At 39.9% G+C, this 21860-nt stretch carries 10 protein-coding genes; 7 read left to right on the forward strand and 3 right to left on the reverse strand.

What is annotated here, in order from left to right; all coding sequences use genetic code 11:
• The first annotated feature begins 63 nt into the window (after positions 1 to 63).
• Together argS and BSAG_RS09020 are read left to right on the forward strand one after the other, a co-directional pair.
• Positions 64 to 1881 carry an arginine--tRNA ligase gene (argS, locus tag BSAG_RS09025; RefSeq protein WP_004317197.1) on the forward strand — a complete coding sequence of 606 codons (1818 nt, stop codon included), beginning with the start codon at positions 64 to 66 and terminating at the stop codon, positions 1879 to 1881.
• A gap of 63 nt (positions 1882 to 1944) precedes the next feature.
• Complete coding sequence (locus BSAG_RS09020) at positions 1945 to 3132, forward strand: low temperature requirement protein A (protein ID WP_004296480.1); 1188 nt, start codon at positions 1945 to 1947, stop codon at positions 3130 to 3132.
• A 236-nt stretch (positions 3133 to 3368) separates the two neighbouring features.
• On the opposite strand, the gene BSAG_RS09015 is transcribed toward BSAG_RS09020, so the two are convergent.
• The 3 genes from BSAG_RS09015 to BSAG_RS09005 all read right to left on the reverse strand — a co-directional run bounded on the left by BSAG_RS09015 (position 3369) and on the right by BSAG_RS09005 (position 12018).
• Entirely contained in the window at positions 3369 to 5393 is a 2025-nt protein-coding gene (locus BSAG_RS09015; protein WP_004317199.1) for an LruC domain-containing protein, read from the reverse strand.
• 72 nt (positions 5394 to 5465) lie between these two features.
• Positions 5466 to 7811 carry a type I DNA topoisomerase gene (gene topA, locus BSAG_RS09010; protein ID WP_004317201.1) on the reverse strand — a complete coding sequence of 782 codons (2346 nt, stop codon included), beginning with the start codon at positions 7809 to 7811 and terminating at the stop codon, positions 5466 to 5468.
• Positions 7812 to 7989: 178 nt separating this feature from the next.
• Positions 7990 to 12018 carry a hybrid sensor histidine kinase/response regulator transcription factor gene (locus BSAG_RS09005; RefSeq protein WP_008016645.1) on the reverse strand — a complete coding sequence of 1343 codons (4029 nt, stop codon included), beginning with the start codon at positions 12016 to 12018 and terminating at the stop codon, positions 7990 to 7992.
• A 448-nt stretch (positions 12019 to 12466) separates the two neighbouring features.
• Here BSAG_RS09005 and BSAG_RS09000 point away from each other — a divergent pair, with 448 nt between their 5' ends.
• The 5 genes from BSAG_RS09000 to BSAG_RS08980 all read left to right on the forward strand — a co-directional run bounded on the left by BSAG_RS09000 (position 12467) and on the right by BSAG_RS08980 (position 21844).
• Positions 12467 to 13066, forward strand: a complete 600-nt coding sequence (locus BSAG_RS09000; RefSeq protein ID WP_004317206.1) for a DsbA family protein — start codon at positions 12467 to 12469, stop codon at positions 13064 to 13066.
• A gap of 549 nt (positions 13067 to 13615) precedes the next feature.
• The gene (locus tag BSAG_RS08995) at positions 13616 to 14704 is read left to right on the forward strand and encodes a hypothetical protein (protein WP_004317208.1); all 1089 of its coding nucleotides are present in this window, start codon (positions 13616 to 13618) and stop codon (positions 14702 to 14704) included.
• A 12-nt stretch (positions 14705 to 14716) separates the two neighbouring features.
• The gene (locus BSAG_RS08990; protein ID WP_004323096.1) at positions 14717 to 16048 is read left to right on the forward strand and encodes a DUF6055 domain-containing protein; all 1332 of its coding nucleotides are present in this window, start codon (positions 14717 to 14719) and stop codon (positions 16046 to 16048) included.
• A gap of 384 nt (positions 16049 to 16432) precedes the next feature.
• Positions 16433 to 18574: an alpha-L-fucosidase gene (locus BSAG_RS08985; RefSeq protein ID WP_004323098.1), complete on the forward strand. Its 2142-nt coding sequence runs from the start codon at positions 16433 to 16435 to the stop codon at positions 18572 to 18574.
• Positions 18575 to 18733: 159 nt separating this feature from the next.
• Entirely contained in the window at positions 18734 to 21844 is a 3111-nt protein-coding gene (locus BSAG_RS08980) for a SusC/RagA family TonB-linked outer membrane protein (RefSeq protein WP_004317214.1), read from the forward strand.
• Positions 21845 to 21860: the final 16 nt, after the last annotated feature.

Below are 21860 nucleotides of genomic sequence, written 5' to 3' on the forward strand. Positions count from 1 at the left end.
TAGGAGAGGAGACGCGATGCGTCTCCTTTTTTTGTATCTTTGCGCGCAAGAAATAACTTGATTATGAAGATAGAAGATAAACTTGTAGCGTCCGTTATCAGCGGACTGAAAGCACTCTACGGTCAGGAAGTCCCTGAAAAAATGGTGCAGATGCAAAAAACGAAGAAAGAATTTGAAGGACATTTGACACTGGTCGTGTTCCCTTTCCTGAAGATGTCAAAAAAAGGACCGGAGCAAACGGCACAGGAAATCGGTGAATATCTGAAGGCAAACGATCCGGCTGTAGCAGCGTTTAATGTGATAAAAGGGTTCTTGAACCTGACTATTGCATCGGCTACATGGATTGAGTTGCTGAACGAGATTCAGGCAGATGAACAGTACGGCTTAATGCAGGTCACTGACGCTTCTCCATTGGTAATGATTGAGTATTCTTCTCCGAATACAAATAAACCGCTTCACTTGGGACACGTGCGTAATAACCTTTTAGGCAACGCATTGGCTAACATTGTAGCGGCAAACGGCAATAAGGTAGTCAAAACAAATATTGTAAACGACCGTGGTATCCACATCTGTAAGTCCATGCTGGCATGGAAGAAATACGGAAACGGTGAAACTCCTGAAACTTCGGGTAAGAAGGGTGACCACCTGGTAGGTGATTATTATGTATCTTTCGATAAGCATTATAAAGCGGAAGTAAAAGAGCTGATGGCTAAATTTACAGCGCAGGGAATGAGTGGCGATGAAGCGAAAGCAAAGGCTGAAGCTGAATCTCCATTGATGCAGGAAGCCCGCGAAATGTTGGTGAAGTGGGAAGCCGGTGATCCGGAAGTACGCGGATTGTGGGAAATGATGAACAACTGGGTATATGCAGGATTCGACGAAACCTACAAGAAGATGGGGGTTAGCTTTGACAAGATCTATTATGAATCCAATACTTACCTCGAAGGAAAAGAAAAGGTAATGGAAGGTCTGGAAAAAGGTTTCTTCTACAAGAAAGAAGACGGTTCCGTATGGGCCGACCTGACTGCCGAAGGACTGGATCATAAGCTCCTTCTCCGTGGTGACGGTACTTCTGTCTACATGACTCAGGATATCGGTACGGCTAAACTTCGTTTTGCCGATTACCCGATTAATAAGATGATTTATGTAGTAGGTAACGAACAGAACTATCACTTCCAGGTGCTTTCTATCTTGCTCGATAAACTTGGTTTCGAATGGGGTAAGAGTCTGGTACACTTCTCTTACGGAATGGTGGAACTGCCGGAAGGTAAGATGAAATCCCGTGAGGGTACGGTAGTTGATGCTGACGACTTAATGGAGGAAATGATTGCCACTGCTAAAGAAACTTCACAAGAACTCGGAAAACTGGATGGTTTAACACAGGAAGAAGCGGATGATATTGCCCGTATCGTTGGTTTGGGAGCTTTGAAATATTTCATCCTGAAAGTGGATGCCCGTAAGAATATGACATTCAATCCGAAAGAATCTATCGACTTCAATGGTAATACAGGTCCGTTTATTCAATATACTTATGCACGTATCCAGTCTGTACTTCGGAAAGCTGCCGAATCAGGTATCGTAATTCCTGAACAGATTCCGGCTGGTATTGAATTGAGTGAAAAGGAAGAAGGGCTGATTCAGATGGTTGCCGACTTTGCTGCTGTTGTAAAACAAGCCGGTGAAGATTACAGCCCGTCTATTATTGCTAATTATACTTATGACTTGGTGAAAGAATACAATCAGTTCTATCATGACTATAGTATTCTGCGCGAAGAGAATGAGGCAGTGAAAGTATTCCGTATCGCTCTGTCTGCTAATGTAGCTAAAGTTGTTCGCTTGGGAATGAATTTGCTGGGTATCGAAGTTCCTTCCAGAATGTAAGACTTTCTCTGAACAAAATAGACTTCTGCGGGGTTTCTTTTATATATATAAAAGGAACCTCGTATGTTTTACTCCCCCCATCCATTGCTTCGGAAGAGAGAAACGGAAACTGCTACTGTCTCTTATTCCGAACTGCTGTTTGACCTGATTTATGTTTTCTCGGTCACGCAACTTTCACATTATCTGCTTCATAATCTCACTTGGGAAGGATTATTGAAAGAAACAATCCTGTGGTTTGCAGTCTGGATGTTGTGGCAACATACCATCTGGGTGACTAACTGGTTCAACCCGGATACCCGGCCGATACGTATTCTTCTTTTTATCAGTATGCTGGTGGGGCTGGTGATGGCGGCTGCCATTCCTTATGCCTTTACTTACCGGGGATTGATATTTGCTGTCTGCTATGTTCTGATACAGGCAGGGAGAACACTTTATATTATCGGGGTGTTAGGAGATCATCATCTGGCTGCTAATTTTAAGCGAATTATGGGCTGGTTCTGTATATCTGCCGTCTTTTGGATTACGGGTGCCATATTGCAGGGAGAATGGCAAATTCTACTGTGGATTATAGCCGCCATCTGTGATTATACAGCCCCGATGCACGGATTTGCTTTACCTCGTCTGGGACGTTCGGACAGTAGCAAGGAATGGACTATTGAAGGGCATCATTTGGTGGAACGTTGCCAGTTGTTTGTGATTATTGCTTTTGGAGAAACTCTATTGATGACAGGAGCTTCTTTGAGTGAAGTAGAAGAATGGACGCCTCTCGTGATTATTTCTGCTGTCATATCTTTCATTGGTAGTTTGGCTATGTGGTGGGTTTACTTTGATGTGAGCAGTGAAGCCGGTAGCCGGAAAATACAGGAAGTGAAAGATCCCGGCAAGCTGGGGTTGATTTATAATGCAATTCATATCGTACTGGTGGGAGCATTGATTATTTGTGCGGTAGGAGACGAACTGATTGTTGCCCATCCCGAACAAGAAATGAGAGCGGAAGTTGTTTTTGTTCTGATTATCGGACCAATCGTTTATATTCTGGCAAATAGTATCTATAAATATGTCACGTGCCGTATGCTTCCTTTATCACATATTATTGCTGTAATAGCTTTGGCTTTACTGCTTCCCTGGCCTTATCACATTTCTTTATTGACGATGAATATCTTGGTAACATCTGTTTTTATATTCGTGATTGTGTTTGATATGCTATTCCCTAATAAAGGTTTTAAGATAAAATGGGAGCCGAAGATTTAATGATGGAAGCCTATTCATAACGGATAATACTTACATCCTATAATGTTGTGGCTTAAAATAAAAACACAGTTCACACGAATTCTTGGTGAGTATTCGAGAAGTTGTGTGAACTGCGTAATTCGCGCCTTTCTAAACAGATGTCTATTATGTCTTTTTCATCGATGGTTCGCAATGCGAAGTCCCGATAGCGATTCCGTACAATATCCGGGCTGCTTTTATTTAAATCGTATCAATCTTTATTTGTACCAATCTTTATTTTGTTTCCCATTCGATGATACCCATCCAGAGAACTTGGGATATGATTGATCGATTCGTTTCCCTTCCTCTGGAACCGGGAGATTACTTACTGGCATATTGATAGCAAACGGCATCAAGTCTGCAGAAACATAATACATCCCTTCTTCTGGTCTGTAGATGTCTTTTCCGGTTCCCAGTAACGATAAGTCGGCTTTGTCAGTCGGGGGATAATTTATCAGATGTAATTCTTTGCCTCTACCCTCGTTGGAACTGATGAAGATAAACGGGTTGTAAGGAGGTACCACCTCTTTCTCACTAGCTCCATCAAGCGTGATGGTTACAGTATATTCTTTCTTTGATTCATCAGTGATATTTTTGAATTTTGTCATGTCGTCATACAACAATATGGTTGGGTGAGACTGTCCAGGCTCTGTTTCTTTTCCTTCCATGTATATAGAACTTGATAAACCACTGGCATCAGGCCCCGTTATTTTTACACTCTTGACATTGCTGTTTGAGAGCTTGTGTAATTGATATCCAAATCCGTTTTGCAGATAACCGCCACAGTGCTGTAAGATAAACTTGTCTTCTATTTCGTAAATGCGATTGTCAAGAGCATTTCGGGTCATCGTACTGGTGTACTTTACCATTACGTCATTCATATCGTAATCACCTAACTTAGGCCATAAGTCTTCAAAAGCCAGTGTACCGGAATAAGAAATTTTATATTGCTCGGGGATTGCTTCGGGGTCCTCAGGCAGTGGAGGCAATGTCGGGTCAATAGCATTCTTTTCTGACGTATGAATATAGAAGATGGCATCTGCATAATCGAAGTCAATATTATCTTCGAATCCTACTGCTACAATCTGCCCGGACTTGGAATCACGGAGAGATACAGTTCTTTGTGTGTTATTCGTGTTTAGATTCCTGGTGGAATAGCGTGCCCCCATACCTTTTATGATATCGCCCACTTTGTCTTTATCTGTTTCTGAGGTGAGTTTGCTCTTGAATCCCATACCTTGCAGGCACCAGCCAATTGTGACTCCTGCAGGAAATTTGTCTTCGTATTCCTGTGTGTCTTCATTCCAATATTTGAGTTTTATTTCTTCGCCACACACTAATGCTCCTGCTCCTAAAGTCTTGTAAATAGGAGAGGTGTTTGGAAATGCGATTATTTGTTTTATATCACTCGCGCTCTGGGGCGGATTGTTGGTAGGATAGGTGTAATATCCAACTGTATTGTACCATGCAGCAGAGCTGGTTATAAATACGAGACTCACTTCAGTCGGGTTAACAATTGGAATATCTGAAGTCATTTTGATGGAACCATCAAAAAACTCCGGATAATTCTGACTGATGTTCATAACCTTGCTTTTACCGCTCTCATCTTTGACTGTAACCTTTCTGAAAACATACTTGATGTTGTATAGTACGTCTGCCGGAGGTATATTTATTTTAGGTTCCAGGTTGGTTGGTCTTCCGCTGTCATCCCAGTCTGCATCGGGAAGAACATGCCATTCTTTTAGATAGGTATGTTGGTTCACGGTCACTCCTCTGGTTTTTGATGCCGTTTGTGAACGTAAGGTAGCGATATATGCATCTTGATTAAATGAAAGCCGACGACTGTCGTCAATCGTTAGTTTAAGAGGAGATACGGTGGCTAAATAGTCCGATGATAACCATACTTCCGAGAGGTCCGCCGGAATATTCATCTCTCCGCTGAATTTGCCTTCTTCGTCTGTAACTGCACGGTAGATAGGCTCTATGTCCTTTTGGGACACGCTGCCGTCAGCTGAGTATTCAATGGGATCCTGATCGTAAATGTCAAAAAGGACACGATAATTTTCGCTTTTGAAACAATAATTGATATCCAAAGCAACAGCTTGGGTCATGTTGAAGTCGAAGTATGCTTCTTTTGGCATATGCCTTCTCTCCCAAGATAAGTCACGCTCTTTGTCCATACAACTGATGGAAGCTATGGTAAGCACTCCTATCATTAAATACTTTAAATTTGTTTGCTTCATAAGTTTGTGTATTAAAAGATAAAGAGCAAATATATACATTTAATTATATAATTTGCTCTTTTTCTAGTTTTTTTATTTCTTTTTTGCGAATCGTCCTTTTTTTGTGGTCGCTGGTCCTTTTTCATCTTGTAATTTGATGAGTTCCAAACAGCTAGCCAAACTCAAATCCTGCGGGACGATATCTTTAGGAATTTTATAATTGGAACCCTTATAGGTAATATAAGGTCCGTAACGTCCGTTCAGAATCTCAAGTTCCGGCTCCTCTTCAAACTTCTTGATGTGGCGTTCCGTTTCTTTTTGGCGTTTCTCCAGAATCAGCTGTTCTGCCTCTTCCAAAGTAATTTCCATTGGATCAAGTGTTTTCGGGAGCGATACATATACCTTATTGTGCAGGACATACGGACCGAAACGGCCTACGCCTACACTGACTGATTTTCCTTCATATTCGCCCAGTGTACGAGGTAATTTGAATAATTCCAGTGCTTCTTCCAAAGTGATGGTTTCCATGGATTGACCTTTCTTCATTTGTGCGAAGCGTGGTTTTTCTTCATCTTCTACAGTACCAATCTGTACAACAGGACCGAAGCGACCAATCTTAACAGAAACAGTCTTGCCTGTTCCCGGTTCTTCTCCCAGAATACGTTCGCCTACTTTATGTTCCGTCTTGATAGCCAATGTGTTTTCTACAGATGGGTGGAATTTATCATAGAAATTCTTCATGATAGAAGTCCATTTCACTTCTCCTTCTGCAATCTCGTCAAATTCCTTTTCTACACTGGCGGTAAAGTTGAAATCCAGAATGTCTGGGAAATATTCGGTAAGGAAATCATTTACCACAGTGCCGGTATCCGTTGGGAACAACTTCGCCTTTTCTGCACCGGTAATTTCAGTATGGTTTTCATCCTTAATCTGACGATCTTTCAATGTCATGACATTAAACTGTCGTTCTTCCCCGTCTTTATTACCTTTCTCCACGTATTCGCGTTGTTGGATGGTAGAGATAGTAGGTGCATATGTAGACGGACGTCCGATACCCAGTTCTTCCAACTTGCGTACAAGACTTGCTTCCGTATAGCGTGGAGGACGTTGGGTGAAACGTTCGGTTGCGATAATAGGCCCATGTTCCAACTTTTGGCCTTTTTTCAGAGGAGGAAGCAGGTGACTCTCATCTTCTTGTTCGTTGTCATCATCATAAGATTCACGGTATACGCGCAAGAATCCGTCGAACTTAATCACTTCACCGATAGCTGTAAATACATCGCTGCTGCCACTTATTGTTATGGTAGCAGTTGTCTTTTCCAGTTCCGCATCTGCCATTTGTGAGGCAATGGTGCGTTTCCATATCAAGTCGTACAGTTTCTTTTCCTGTGCTGTTCCTTCAACGGACTGGTTTTCCATATAGGTAGGACGGATAGCCTCATGCGCTTCTTGTGCACCCTTAGTCTTTGTTTCGAAATGACGGAGGTGTACGTAGCGGTCACCCATCATTTTGATGATAGCGTCTTTACTGCCTGTTGTCGCAAATTCCGAGAGGTTGACAGAGTCCGTACGCATATAAGTGATGAATCCCGATTCGTATAAGCGTTGCGCGAGCATCATGGTCTGCGCTACGGTATATCCCAGTTTGCGTGCGGCTTCCTGTTGCAATGTAGATGTTGTGAACGGAGCAGGAGGCGTTTTCTTGACCGGGCGGGTAGTAATATCGTCGATAGCAAAGCTTGCTCCCTGACATGCGTTGAGGAAGGCTTTTGCTTCTTCTTTTGTTTTAATGCGGCGAGCCAGTTCAGCTTTCATTTCTACCAGTTTTCCATCCGTGTCCGGGACGAGGAATACGGCAGTGATGCGATAAGCAGCTTCCGTTTGGAAAGCATGTATTTCACGTTCACGTTCAACGATCAGGCGGACAGCAACTGACTGAACACGTCCGGCAGAAAGTGCCGGTTTCACTTTTCTCCAAAGCACGGGAGAGAGTTCGAAACCTACGATACGATCCAGAATCCGTCGTGCTTGCTGTGCATTTACGAGGTTGAGGTCAATGTCGCGTGGTTGTTCAATTGCTTTTAAAATAGCGCTTTTCGTAATTTCATGAAATACGATTCGTTTTGTGTTTTCCGGTTTTAGTTTTAAGACCTCATACAGATGCCAGGCTATCGCTTCTCCTTCGCGGTCCTCATCGGATGCGAGCCATACGGTTTCTGCGTCTTTAGCTTCTGTCTTCAGTGTGTTAACCAGAGCCTTTTTGTCTGCCGGGATTTCGTAGCTGGGTGTAAAATTCTTCTCTACGTCGATGCTGAATTCTTTTTTCTTCAGATCGCGTATGTGTCCGTAACTAGAAAGGACTTTGAAATCTTTCCCAAGAAACTTTTCAATCGTTTTTGCTTTTGCCGGAGACTCGACAATGACAAGGTTTTTCTGCATAATTCTTTCTTTTATAATGGCTTGTACCACAATATTCGGGGACAAAAGTAAAAAAAAGATTCTCCTTACCTTATATTATAAGGAGAATTTAATAAAATCTTAAGATTTACCAATGTTGATGTTAACTTTTACATCTGTAAATCTTAAGATTTAGCTTAAAGGGAGGATGCTTGCCGGCTTATTTTGTTGCGGATGAGGGGTCTTCCTTTATTTTTTTGAGAAACTCTGTCGGTAACATTCCAAATTGTTTCTGAAAACATTTGGCAAAGTAGGAAGAAGAACTGAACCCGACGAGGAATCCTATTTCGGTAACCCTATATTCTCCCTCCACCATCATTTTGCAGGCTTTCTTTAATCGAGTGACCTTGATGAAATCATTGGGAGTCATGCCAATAATGCCTTTGATTTTGGTAAATACAGAGGTACGGCTCATTCCCAGTTCCTGTGCCAGTGTATTTACCGAAAATTCGGAGTCCTCAATATTATTCTGGATGATTTCGGTACATTTATTCATAAATTCTTCATCCAGTTTATTGTGGACAGCGGAGTGCAGATCGGACAACGGAGTAGAGGCATACGTTTTCTGCTGACTTTCCCTTTTCTTGAGTAAGTTCAGCAATTGTGCTTTCAGGTGGAAAGGTGAGAATGGTTTCTCTATATATGCATCCGCACCGGCTTCCAGTCCTTTGATTTTACTTTCCGTATCCGTTTTGGCTGTCAGCAGAATGACAGGAACATGGGAAATATTGATGTTACTTTTAATTTTCCCACAGAGTTCGAACCCGTCCATTTCCTCCATCATCACATCACTGATGATGAGATCGATGTTGTTCTTTTCAAGAATTTGCAACGCTTCCTCTCCACTTGAAGCCGAAATGACGAAATATTCCTCGGACAGAATTTTGGAAAGGAAATCCAGAATCTCCGGGTTGTCGTCCACAACCATAATGGCATATTGTTTTTTCAACGGTTCACCGGGAAGAGTGCTTTCCAGTTCATTTTCTTCTATGCTGTTTTCTGGAATAATCGTATCTTCCACTCGTTTGGCCACTTGTGGCAAAGCAGTGATGGCCGCTTGTTTGGGGAAATATACAGAAATAGAAACACCGTTTTCACCGCCTTCCCTATCGCTGACTTCGATCTTTCCGTTCATCAATTGGACGAGTGAGCGTGTCATGTGAAGCCCGATACCAATGCCCAGTTTATTTATTTCACTGTTGTTCTTAACCTGATAGAATGCGTCGAATATTTTAGTCTTTTCTTGATCGGTGATGCCTATACCGTCATCGGTCACGGTGACTACTATCTCGGAATCCTTTTCTATAGTCGTAATACGAATCGTGCTTTTGGCATATTTCAAGGCATTACTTAGTAGATTGCTGATAATCTTGGTAAAAGCTTCTTCATCTATGACAATGCTCAGTTCTTCCGGGATAGAGGAAGTGTCAATCGCCACTTTCTTTTGTCTGGCAGATAATTCAAAAATGCAGCTTACTTTGCAGATTATTTCTTTAATCCGGTAACAGTCATACGATAGTTTATAAGATCCCGTATCTACTTTGCGGAAATCCAGCAATTGGGTGACAAGCGCATACAAGCGTTTGTAATTCTGTTCAATAATACTTAGGTATTCCCCATACACATTGTTGATACTTGAAGTTTTCATCAGGTATTCCAATGGGCCGATAATAAGGCTCAATGGAGTTCGAATCTCATGAGCAATGTTAGTGAAGAAATCTATTTTGGAGTTATAGAGCTCTTTTTCTTTTTCATCGTTCAGCCTCTTGATACGTTCTTTCTGACGTTTCTCCGTGCGTTTTACGTAATACCATACGGTTAACATAATCGCAATCAACAGGACGAGGGCATAGATCAGATAAGCCAGTTGCGACCGGAAGAATGGAGGCAGCACCTTGATTTTTAGCTGTACTTCATTGCTGCTCCATAGTTTATCACTGTTCGTTCCCTTGATCCTTAATACATATTCACCGACGGGTAAGTTTGCATAGGAAAGATGGTTGTTACTTCCTTTAGTGAACTGCCATTCGCTGTCCAGACCTTCCAGCATATATTGATAATCATTCTCTTTGGGAGCAATGTAACTTAGTGCGGCAAAATCGAATCCGATCATGGACTGGTTATATTTCAACACAATCTCATCTGTATATCCTATGGACTGGTGAATAGGTGAATTGGGCGTGTCAGCCTGTATGTCTTTTCCGAAAATGGTCATATTAGTGAGGATGACAGGTGGATTGTATGTATTTTCTCTCAAGTCTTGCGGAAAGAAATAGCAGAAACCGTCTGTCGAACCCAGAAATAGTCTACCGTCAGAAGATTCAAAGCCGGAGCAGGGTGTGAATTGTTCATTGTATAGTCCGTTTGATTTCGAATAGGTTTTTATATGTTTCGTGTCCGGGTTGTATACAACAAGCCCTTTATTGGTACTTATCCATAGTAAGTCTCCTTTGGGGATAATTGAATTGATGATTTTATTTGGCAATTTCAGGTGATCATATCTGGTGAAATCGTCCGTTTCATCATTATATCTGCAAAGCCCTTGGCCATACGTTCCCACCCATAGCTGTTTTTTGCTGTCGATAGCTAATGTGGTGATTACATTCTTTGTTAGTGAATTCGGATGGTCCGAACGTTGATAAGATGTTATCTTTTGGGTTCTGACATTGTATGAATATAATCCACTGATGCTTGTTCCTATCCATATTCTTCCGAAGTAATCTTCAATGATATCCGATATTTTGCCTGTAAAAGAACCGATTCTGATGAAATTGTTTTTTTCGGGGTTATAGTAACAGAATCCTGCAGAAGTGCCCACGTAAATACATCCATTACTGGCTTTATATAGAGTGAATACCCGTGAGGAGGGGATAGATGTTGAATCTTCCGGATTATTGAGAAAACTTTCCACTTTTCCTGTTTTTAAATCAATCACCTCCAAACCTCTTCCATAAGTGGCGGCATATAGTTTATCTCCGTCTACCAGCAGATCGTGTATACAATAGTAAGTTGTGCCTATACTGGCTGCATCCCGGAAAGGGGTAATTTCTTGAGTTTTGGCATCAAATCGGAAAATGCCATTGTCATCCGTACCTATCCAGTATTTATCATCTTTGTCTTCTTTGATAACATTGATTACTTTTCCTGATTGTGGCGTGGACGATGATGAACAGCTATAATATTTGAAATTATTCTGAAATGCCGAATAGAATTTGATTCCATCGAAATAGGAGCCCAGCCAGAGGCTTTCTTCCTTATCTATATAGATGGTATATATAAACTTATTGGCTCCGGTTCTTATTTTCAGATTCGGATTGTCGGATTGTATAATTTCTCCTTTGTCTGCTTTAAAAATTCCCATACCGTTGTCGGATGAAATGAACAACTCGCCAGGTCTGTATTCTTTAATGTCGTGGATATGATATAATAGGTTGTTCGGACTTCTGTCCCGGTAGTTGGTGAAAGTTTTAGCCACAGGATCGAACAGGTCGAGCCCGTTCTGAAAAGTTCCTATCCATAAATTGCCGTGTGAGTCTTCAAACACTTTCTGAATGGAATTATCTGATAAACTATTAGGGTGATTGCTCTTTTTGTAAGTGACGAACGTGTTTTTCTGTTTGTCAAAGCAGCATAATCCTTCCGAATAGGTTCCTATCCAAATGTTTTGTTTACTGTCTTGCTGCAATGTCATGATAATGTTTTGGGAGATGCTATTAATCTTTCCGGGAATATTCCGGTATACTCTAAGCCTGACTTTATCAGATGGAGAAAAACGGTAAAGCCCTTCTCCACTCGTTGCAATCCATACTTCTCCGTCACTGTCTTCTATCATATCGGTGACGTAGGTTTGTATCATTTCTCCAGTTTCAGTTTTGGCATGGAAAGGTTGGAAAGTGTCTGTTTTCGAGTCGTAAATGACAATTCCGGTATCCAATCCTATCCACATTCTGCCCCTGCGGTCGATAAATATTTTCTTGACGCTGTTACTGGTTGTTGCGTTGATATATTCTGATAGATAGTAGTTCTTGAATGCAATACCGTCGAATCTGCTTAATCCATCATCGGTACCGAACCACATGAATCCACATGAATCTTGCAAAATGCTGTATACTCTGTTGGCTGCCAGTCCATCATCCATTGTATAGGAGGTGGAGAAGATACGCTGCGCATTCACGACAAATGAATGCATGCACAGGATTTGTATAGTTATCAAAAGAACGATTTTTTTCATGGGGGATTCTTTATGTTGTATTAGTTTTCATTAGTATAGGACAATATTAGGAAGAATTAGTAGCAAAAGCAAATGATAGGCTGTCTTTTTAGGTGTGGAATAAAACTTTTGAAAGTGAACAAAAAAATCGTTCAAATCTTGGATAATTATTGGTTAATATGGTTGTGGGCTTTGGGATAATTCATTAGTTGAAATTAAATCTCGCTTTGCATAGATTAGTATCTGTATATTCTATGTACATTTGTCTCGTTAGCATATCGGTTTTCGTTTGACTTAAGTTAAACGAAAGGATGACTTAAGTTGAACTATCGCCTGACTTAAGTCAAACGAAAATAGGAATGCGTTTTAGAAAATTAATCCATAGGAGAGAGGAATTTAATCTTTCCTATTGAAAAACTAATTGATAATGAGTGTAAATTATGATCTTTATGAAACTCCCGATCTTGCTAAAAGTGGGGAAGAACAGCCTTTGCATGCACGTGTCGTTTTGAAGGGCAGTTATACAGCCGAAGAATTTGTGGAACAAGTGACCGTATTTCAGCATATGCCCCATGCACAAGTGGTCGGCGTTATAGAAGCTATATCAAAAGAACTACGTCATTTGCTTTTGAAAGGATTTTCGGTAGAGCTGGGCGATATCGGTTATTTCTCCCTTTCATTGAGTGTTGACAAGAAAGTGATGGATCCAAAAGACTTGCGTTCACCGTCCGTATCTCTGAAAGATATTAATTTCCGTGTCAATCGGCAGTTTAAAAAGGATATTGAGAGTGAGATTGAATTACAACGTTATCATTCTCCTTTTCGTGTGAAGAACCCCTTGGATAGGGAGAGATGCTTACAACGGTTGGAAAAGTTCTTGGAAGACCATCCGTGCATCAACCGTCAGGATTATGCTATGCTTGTGGGAAAAACGAAGATACAGGCATTGCAGGATATCAATGCTTTTATCAAAGATGGTGTCTTGAAGAAGTATGGTTCAGGGCGTTCTGTAGTCTATATAAAGTAGGAATTGGTATAGTGACGGTATATGTATGGAATAGCGTCACTATCTAGTTGGTATACCGTCACTATATCGAAAGGATACCGTCACTCTTTTGAAAGATGTTTCTGCTTCCGTACAAGTGTCAGCGAATGTGGGGAGCGGAAGTAAGACAGCCAAATATATTGTAGGCAAGCAAATTTTGCAGGCAACTATTCTATTCTGTAGAAATATGGGACAGGGCATTCTGTGGTATATATAAAAAGCGACCTGATATTTTATAATAATTCAGGAGTCTATTATAAGAGGGGATTCTTTGGAATATCCTCTTTTTTGTGACTTCCGGATAAATTTAGTATAAAATTAAATATTCAATTTTTCTTTTTACGATATTGTTGCTCTTTTGTACATAATTAGCCTTGTTAAAGTGTTCTATTGCATACTTTTGTTTCGAAAAGGATAAAAACATAAGTTAACCTTACTGGAGTTTGGCAATAGCGGATGATATTCTGGTAAAACGTATTTTATCAGGGTATCAACTGAATTATAATACGGTATAAATCTAAAAGAAAATCTATGGGTATTCTAAAGTGTATATTAATAGCATGCAGTTGTCTGGTTTGGGCGACTCATGCTTTTTGTGTGGAGGTGAAAGATACGATTGAGTATCGTGCGCAAGTATGGGTGGATAAAATCGATTTGGAACGTTATGGCGGAGAAGCATCTTTTAAAAAGAATTTGCAGCAGATGTTTCATAATACAACCCGCTTTTGGAATGAAAGTCCCAATAAGTTTAACTATTATTTCCGGTTTGTTCCTGCTGACGAATTGTGTGTGTATGATATTCAGGGAGATAAAGACAGATACGGAGAGTTTCAGAGAAAGGCTTTCGGTCGGCTTGATTTGTCGAAATATGACTTTGTGTTGTTTCTGGCGTTGGGCGCAAAGAATGAAGGACTATCTTGTGGTGGCGGTGGAGCCAGTGGGCAGTCGGTGGTGATGTGTTATGTTCGTGAAGCTCATAACATTTTTACAGATGCGCTATATCCCGATCAGGGGACATATAGTAATCTAGGGCACGAGTATGGACATGTGCGTGGTGCTACAGATTTATATCAATATATGATTGCTGCAGAAGATAATCCGGTAAGTCATGAGAAATTAACTCCTCCTAAATGTAATATGGGGACTGGATATCGCGTCTGGAGTGATTATTGTTCGGCTTTATTCAATTATACAGCAAAAATGAGACCACTGGATAAAGACTTGTCGGACAAAGTCTTTCCTCGTAAACTAGTGATTAAAGTGGGTAAAATGGGGAAACCGTTATCTAATTGTACAGTGAATTTTTATGGAACTCGTGCCGGTGGTAAATATAATAAGCGGGATGTATATCCGAAAGCTTACAGAACATACACTACCAGTAAACGAGGCATAATTGAGATAACTGATTTGTATAAGTTGTATCATCCGGATATGACAGATGCCAATATTCCTCCCAAAGAACCACAAGATTTATTCCCATATTCTTATTGGTTTAGTTTTCTAGTAGAAATAATAGATGAGGTGGGACAAAAGAAATATGTATGGCTTCCTGATGTGGAACTACAGAGAGAGCATTTGGAAACAGGTAATGATACTTATACGGTTAATGTAACATTTTAAAAGTAAAGTAATATGTGCTGTAGTAAGCGAAATTTTATCTATTTGTTTTGTGGATTGATGTTGGCCCTTAATATACAAATGTTGCAGGCTAAGTTGGGAAATAAAATTATTTTTATTCCGGAAGATGATCTTAAAAAGCACGGTTTTGATGTTCCTGATGGTAGATTTGGCTATGATTGTATGGCAGAATCTGATAATCTAGTTATTTTCTGGGAGAGGTCTTTTGGCAAGGAACCTGCTGTAAACATGGATGAGAGTAAACGATTTTATCCGAATGAAATATTGAGTGAGGGCGAACGGTACTATCGTTATTTTGTAGACAAATTGAAATTTGTGCAGAAAGGGAAATCTTATACTGATAAGTATAAGATGATTATATGGATGTATGATGACAATGAGAAGACAGTCTATGGTGGTGCTCATGACAATGTCGGAATGACCTGGTTTCGTCCGTGCAGAATAAACGGGTATCCTTACTGTACACTTGCTCACGAGTTAGGGCATTCTTTTCAGTTTATGGTTGAGGCAGATGGTGGCAAAGGATTTCCGGGGACGACACTCTATGAGTATACTTCTCAATGGATGCTATGGCAGGTACATCCAGACTGGGTGACTATTGAGAATTATCATTTGAATAATTACATGAAACAGACACATTATACATTGTTTCATAAAACGAACCAATATTGCGCTCCGCAGTTTATGGAGTACTGGTCTTATAAGCATGGATTGCCGGTGATAGGCAGAATGTGGAGTGAAGCTTTAAAAGAAGAGGACCCAGTGTCCACTTATATGCGAATAACGAAGACTTCTCAAGATTTGTTTAATGAAGAAATCTATGATGCGGCAACTCGTTTTGTAACTTGGGATCTTCCCCGCATAAAATCAGTTTGTAGTTCTTATGCTAATGAGCATCGTTGTAAATTAAAGAAAATGGGGAACGGATGGTATCAAATAACAAAAGAATATTGTCCACAAAGTTATGGTTATAATGCAATTAGATTGAAGGTTCCTAAAGGAGGGACAGTCATAGACTTGACTTTTGAGGGAATGGCTGGAAATGAAGGTTTTTATTCGGAAAATAAGGCGTATGCAGGGTGGCGTTACGGCTTTGTTGCCATGCAGAAGAATGGAAAGAGAGTTTATAGTAAGATGAATAGAGCTGTAAATAGCGTGAATCAAACTGTTAATTTTATAGTTCCTGACGATACCCAGTTCTTGTGGCTTGTCGTGACAGGAGCACCAGATAAACATACGAAATATCATCAGAAAATGGAGCAAGTTGCTGAATGGCCATATCGGATAAAGATCAGTAAGACTTCATTTCATCCAGATACTTTGTAATGGAATGATTGAAGTATCTGGTTATGGAGGTTATTATTTGAGATGGGAAAAGTGTGGTATCGGATTGAAAAATATGATAATAAAGTACTTGATATTTATTCTATTTAGATGAAAGTGACCTGATAGTGAAAAGAGATTTGTTTGTAGAAATAAAATATGAGCAATAAAATGGTACATGATCTAGGATAATAATTGGTGAAATACAGAGCAGTAAGTGAAAAGATCTCACGTTTTACTATATTGTTGTTCTTTTGTACGCAATTTGCCTTGGTTTTACTGGCATACGTCTACCTTAGTGGCGCAGAAGATGATTTGATTGTTTTTTAAGACTAAGCTATATCTCTTTTGTATTAACCTTATTAATCTTTTATAATACTAATATTTATGAGTTGTAAATTATCTTTCACGTTGTTATGTATAGCTATGTTAGCTTCTTGTATCTCCACTAAAATGGATCCACCGCAACCGTATGGGGTATTGCCTACAGATCGTCAACTAGCTTGGCATGAAATGGAAATGTATAATATGATTGAATTCAATCAGAACAATGCACTTGATATTCATTGGGGATGGGGTAATGAGTCTCCGGAACTAGTGAACCCTGTAGATTTTGACGCAGAAAAAATAGTTCTTCTTGCAAAAAAAATAGGTTCGAAAGGATTTCTCATCAATGCAAAGCATCATGGTGGGTTCTGTATGTGGCCAACGAAAACCACTGATTATAATATTTCTAAATCACCTTGGAAAGATGGCAAAGGAGATTGGGTTGGCGAATGGGCGAAGGCTTGTCGTCAGCATGGGCTTAAACTCGGACTTTACTTATCGCCGTGGGATAGAAATGCTGCATGTTTCGGAACGCCCGAATATCTGAAAATGTATAAGGAACAACTAACAGAATTGTGTACCAATTATGGAGAACTGTTTACTCTTTGGTTTGATGGTGCTCCAGGTGCCGGTGGTTCGGGATATTACGGAGGTGCTAATGAATATCGTGGCGGATTCATCGAATATTATGACTGGGATAATATTTATGCGATTGTCAGAGAACTCCAACCCAACGCTGTCATTTTTAATGACCCCGGACCTGATATCCGTTGGGTAGGAAATGAGGATGGATATGCCGGAAGATATAAAAAAACTTGTTGGGCAACATTATTCCCTGAAGGAAATTGGAACATGAGACCACGCCCTAATAGTGACGGTGAGCGGATTAAAATGTTGAATGAGGGACAACGACATGGGAAATATTGGATTCCGGCAGAGTGTGACTTTTCGCTAAAAAGGCGTTTTGCTTATCATACTACAGATAGCTTGACTACTAAAAGCCCTCAAAAATTATTTGATATCTATCTTGCGAGTGTTGGGTTGGGGCAGGGATTTGATATGTGTCTTCCTTTAACTCCAAAAGGAGTAATGGAGTGGAGAGATGTCAAATCTTTGGAAGGTTTCGCTGAATTAATGAATAAAACTTTTAGCAAAAATTTTATTAAAGGAGCACGTTTGGTGCCATCTAATGTGCGTGGGAATATAACTAGGCATTATGGTACTGCAAAGCTTACAGACAATGACCGGTATTCTTATTGGGCGACTGACGATACAGTAACAAATGCATCATTGATGATAGAACTTCCAAAGAAACAAGTTTTTAATCTGATAAAAGTGCGTGAAAACATAAAATTAGGTCAACGAATCGACTCTATGAAAGTCGATGCTTGGGTAGATGGTGGCTGGAAAGAAATAGCAGAGGCTACCAGCATAGGGGCGTGTCGAATTATTCGTCTTGAGAATGATTTGAATACAGACAGAATCCGTTTACGCTTTTTTGCCCCAGTAGCATTGGCTGTGAGTGAAGTAAGTCTGTTTAAAGAACCTGATAATTTAGAAGCACCAAAAATTTATAGAAAGAAGGATGGAATGGTGAGTATAAGAACAGACCGGCCTGTAATTTCTATCCGATATACAACAGACGGAACCGAACCGTCATTTACCTCAAATGAGTATAAAGAGCCATTCCTTTTTGATAAACAGGGAGTTGTAAGAGCAGCAGTTTTTACATCTGATAAAAAAAGTGGAGAGATTACTTCAGTGATTTTTGATCAGTGCAAGAAGAATTGGAAAATTATATCACCTGTTAAATCTGGTGTTGATAATATGATTGATGATAATGTAGAGAGTTACTTCCATACGTATGATGCTGGTAATAAGAAAGAATTTGTACCCGACGAGGTTATTGTTGATATGGGAACTACTATTCCTGTGTCCGAGATCATTTACACACCACGTCAGGATATGTATAGAAATGTGGATGGAGTCATTGAAAATTATGAAATTTATTTGAGTGAAGATGGACTGAAATGGGAAATGGCTTCAAAGGGTGTCTTTCAGAACATTAGGCAGACACTTGTGCCTCAAGAAATTAAGTTAAATAAGGTTTATCGGTCACGTTATCTGAAATTTGTGGTCAATGGTGTGTTGGAGAAGAATTTTATAAGTGTAGCTGAAATTGGAGTGCGAACTGTTGACTAATTTCTTTGTAGTGTAGAAAGGAATATTCGCTTTTGATGAGCATTGTGTAAATACCCCTTTCTGTATGTGAATAAAAAATGATTTTTGGGTGATAATTGATGAATTTTAAATTTAAAAAATATATAGTTAACTGATGTCTAATTTTATAAGAAAAAGCTTATGAAGTATTATTTAAGAAGGATTGCTTTTGTAACGTTGGGAGCTTTTATAGTTGCCGGCACTACGAGCCTACCGGCGATAGCTGACTCCGGAGTTAAGGGGGCAGTGTCTGCTCAACAACAGCAAAGCAAAAGACAAGTAACAGGCACTGTCACGGACGCTTTGGATGGCAGTCCCATTATTGGTGCCAATATTGCATTGAAAGGCACTCAAACAGGTGTAATATCAGATTTGGATGGTAATTATTCTATTCCAGTTAATAGTACCAAAGATATCTTAGTCGTTTCTTTTATTGGCTATAAAACTCGGGAGGTTCCTGTAGAGACTTCAGGTATTATCGATATCAAGTTGACTTCCGATAATGAGATGCTGGACGAAGTAGTGATTGTCGGATCGGGAACACAGAAAAAAGTAAGCGTTACGGGGGCTATTTCTACCGTGAAAGGATTGGAACTTAAAGCTCCTAGTTCTTCGTTGACTAGCTCTATGGCCGGTAAATTGGCCGGCGTAATCGTTAATACCAAAAGCGGAGAACCTGGAACAGCTTCTGAATTCTTTATTCGTGGTGTATCGACTTTTGGTGGACGAGCTACTCCCTTGATTTTGCTAGACGATGTGGAAATTGCTACAGGGGATTTGGACAATATTCCAGCCGAAACCATCGAAAGTTTTTCTATCTTAAAAGACGCATCTGCAACTGCCATTTATGGTGCTCGTGGTGCGAATGGTGTGATGCTCATCACTACCAAGAAAGGACAAGAGAATTCAAAAACCCGTATTAACATCACTTTGGAAAATTCATTCAATAAACCAATGAACTTTCCAGAGTTTGTAGATGGAGCCACTTGGATGGAAATGTATAATGAAGCTGAACTTACTCGTAATAAGTCAATTAGGCAAGGAAGATATAGCAGACAGCAAATTGAAGGAACTCGTTATGGGTTAAATCCATATGTTTATCCGGATGTGAATTGGGGTGATTTGATATTCAAGGATTTTGCGACTAATCAACGTGCGAATATCAATATATCTGGTGGTGGTCAGAAAGTAACTTATTATATGAGTTTAAATGTGAACCACGATACTGGTTTGTTGGACTCACCCAAGTATTATTCATGGAACAATAATATCAATAACATGGGGTATAACTTCCAAAATAATATCTCTGTGAAAGTGACATCTACAACTACAATCGATTTGAACATGAATACGCAGATTCGTAATAATCGCGGTCCTAAGAATTCGGTCGATGATTTATTTAAAATGATGTTATCTTCAAACCCTATAAACTTTCCGGCCGTGTTTCCTGCACAGGAAGGCGATCAGCATGTGAAGTATGGTAATTCCATTCTTACAGCCAATTACACAAGAATAAACCCTTATGCATATATGGCCACCACTTTTAAACAAGTGGACTCAAATATGCTACATACTACATTGAAAATTAAGCAGAACTTGGATTTTGTTACAAAAGGTTTGAGTGCAAACGCATTGGTGAACTTTAAAAACTGGTCCAGTTCTGAATATAACAGAACGATTGAACCTTATTATTATCGAGTGAAAGAAAATTCTTACGACCCCAAGAATCCTGTCTCATACGAATTAGAACGTTTAGGCACTTCAGGCAAGCAATATATTGCTGAATCCGGTATAACCAGATCTGGTGATCGTACTATTTTTATGCAGTTCCAGATAAACTATACACGTCAATTTGGCAAACATAATGTAGGCGGTATGTTGATGTATATGCAGCGTGATTTTAAGAAGGATGTGCTTCCTAATCGTAACCAAGGTTTTTCCGGTCGTTTTACATATGATTATGGTCAGCGCTATTTACTCGAATTCAACTTTGGTTACAACGGCACAGAGCGTTTGGCAAAAGGTGACCGGTTCGAGTTTTTTCCGGCTGCTTCTTTAGGCTGGGTAGTGAGCAATGAAGCTTTCTTTGAACCCTTACGTGACAAAATCGATAATTTGAAGTTGCGTGCATCTTATGGATTGGTAGGTAGTGATGAAACAGGCACTGACTTTGGTCATTTTCTTTATTTGGATAAAGTGGAACTAGACAACATCAAATATAGTACCGGTTATGATTGGCAAACTACATTTGGTGGCCCGAAAATTTCAAGCTATTATGTATTGGATGCTGGCTGGGAACGTTCTAAGAAGTTGGATGTCGGTTTAGAAATGACACTTTTCCGTCATTGGAATATTACGGCAGATTATTTCTACGAAAAACGTTCGAACATTCTGATGCAAAGAAAAACATGGCCAAGTCAATTGGGATATAGTGCCACACCTTGGAGTAATGTCGGGAAGGTAGACAACTGGGGCTGGGAGTTCAGTACCAACTATCATCATTCCATTAACAAGGACTTGTCTATGGACTTTCGTGGTAACTTTACGTATGTGGAGAACAAATATGTGTATAGAGATGAACCCTATACACCGTACCCATGGAAAAGAGAAACCGGACGTCCTTTGAACTCGACATGGGGTTACATAGCAGAAGGATTATATCAGACCGAAGATGAAATAAAATACGGTCCTAAGGTAGAACTAGGAAGTACCGCTCAAGTGGGAGATATCAAATACCGTGATTTAAATGGTGATGGTGTAATCAATGCAGATGATCAGGGAATGATTTCAGAATATGGTGGAAATCCACGTATACAATACGGATTTGGTTTGAATATAAACTATAAGAAATTTGATCTTGGAGTGTTCTTTAACGGTTCGGCTATGCGCAAGATTATGTTAACAGGTATTCATCCGTTCGGAGAGTCTGATTACAACATTTTCAAATTTGTAGCGAAGGACTATTGGACAGAAGCTAACCCTAACCCTAATGCAGCATATCCGCGTCTTGGACTACAAAAAGCAAACTCAGACAATAACGTTGTACCGAGTACATTCTGGATGCGTAATGGTAATTTTTTACGTTTCAAGACGTTGGAAATCGGATATCGTTTCTGCAGATACGGTAGAATCTATGTGACCGGGGATAATCTGGCTGTTTTCAGTCCATTCAAAGAATGGGATCCAGAGTTGGAGTGGTATAAATATCCGTTGCAACGTACATTCAATATAGGATTGCAATTAAATTTCTAAACCTTTAAAAATTGTC

The sequence above is a fragment of the Bacteroides sp. D1 genome (genome assembly GCF_000157095.2).
Taxonomy (GTDB): domain Bacteria; phylum Bacteroidota; class Bacteroidia; order Bacteroidales; family Bacteroidaceae; genus Bacteroides; species Bacteroides xylanisolvens.

What these genes read in the sequence shown, in the direction of transcription:
- BSAG_RS09000 (WP_004317206.1), top strand. Translation starts at nt 12,467, where the DNA reads ATGAGTGTAAATTATGATCTTTATGAAACTCCCGATCTTGCTAAAAGT.
- BSAG_RS08990 (WP_004323096.1), top strand. Translation starts at nt 14,717, where the DNA reads ATGTGCTGTAGTAAGCGAAATTTTATCTATTTGTTTTGTGGATTGATG.
- BSAG_RS08985 (WP_004323098.1), top strand. Translation starts at nt 16,433, where the DNA reads ATGAGTTGTAAATTATCTTTCACGTTGTTATGTATAGCTATGTTAGCT.
- BSAG_RS09015 (WP_004317199.1), bottom strand. Translation starts at nt 5,393, where the DNA reads ATGAAGCAAACAAATTTAAAGTATTTAATGATAGGAGTGCTTACCATA.
- BSAG_RS08980 (WP_004317214.1), top strand. Translation starts at nt 18,734, where the DNA reads ATGAAGTATTATTTAAGAAGGATTGCTTTTGTAACGTTGGGAGCTTTT.
- BSAG_RS09020 (WP_004296480.1), top strand. Translation starts at nt 1,945, where the DNA reads ATGTTTTACTCCCCCCATCCATTGCTTCGGAAGAGAGAAACGGAAACT.
- BSAG_RS08995 (WP_004317208.1), top strand. Translation starts at nt 13,616, where the DNA reads ATGGGTATTCTAAAGTGTATATTAATAGCATGCAGTTGTCTGGTTTGG.
- topA (WP_004317201.1), bottom strand. Translation starts at nt 7,811, where the DNA reads ATGCAGAAAAACCTTGTCATTGTCGAGTCTCCGGCAAAAGCAAAAACG.
- argS (WP_004317197.1), top strand. Translation starts at nt 64, where the DNA reads ATGAAGATAGAAGATAAACTTGTAGCGTCCGTTATCAGCGGACTGAAA.
- BSAG_RS09005 (WP_008016645.1), bottom strand. Translation starts at nt 12,018, where the DNA reads ATGCATTCATTTGTCGTGAATGCGCAGCGTATCTTCTCCACCTCCTAT.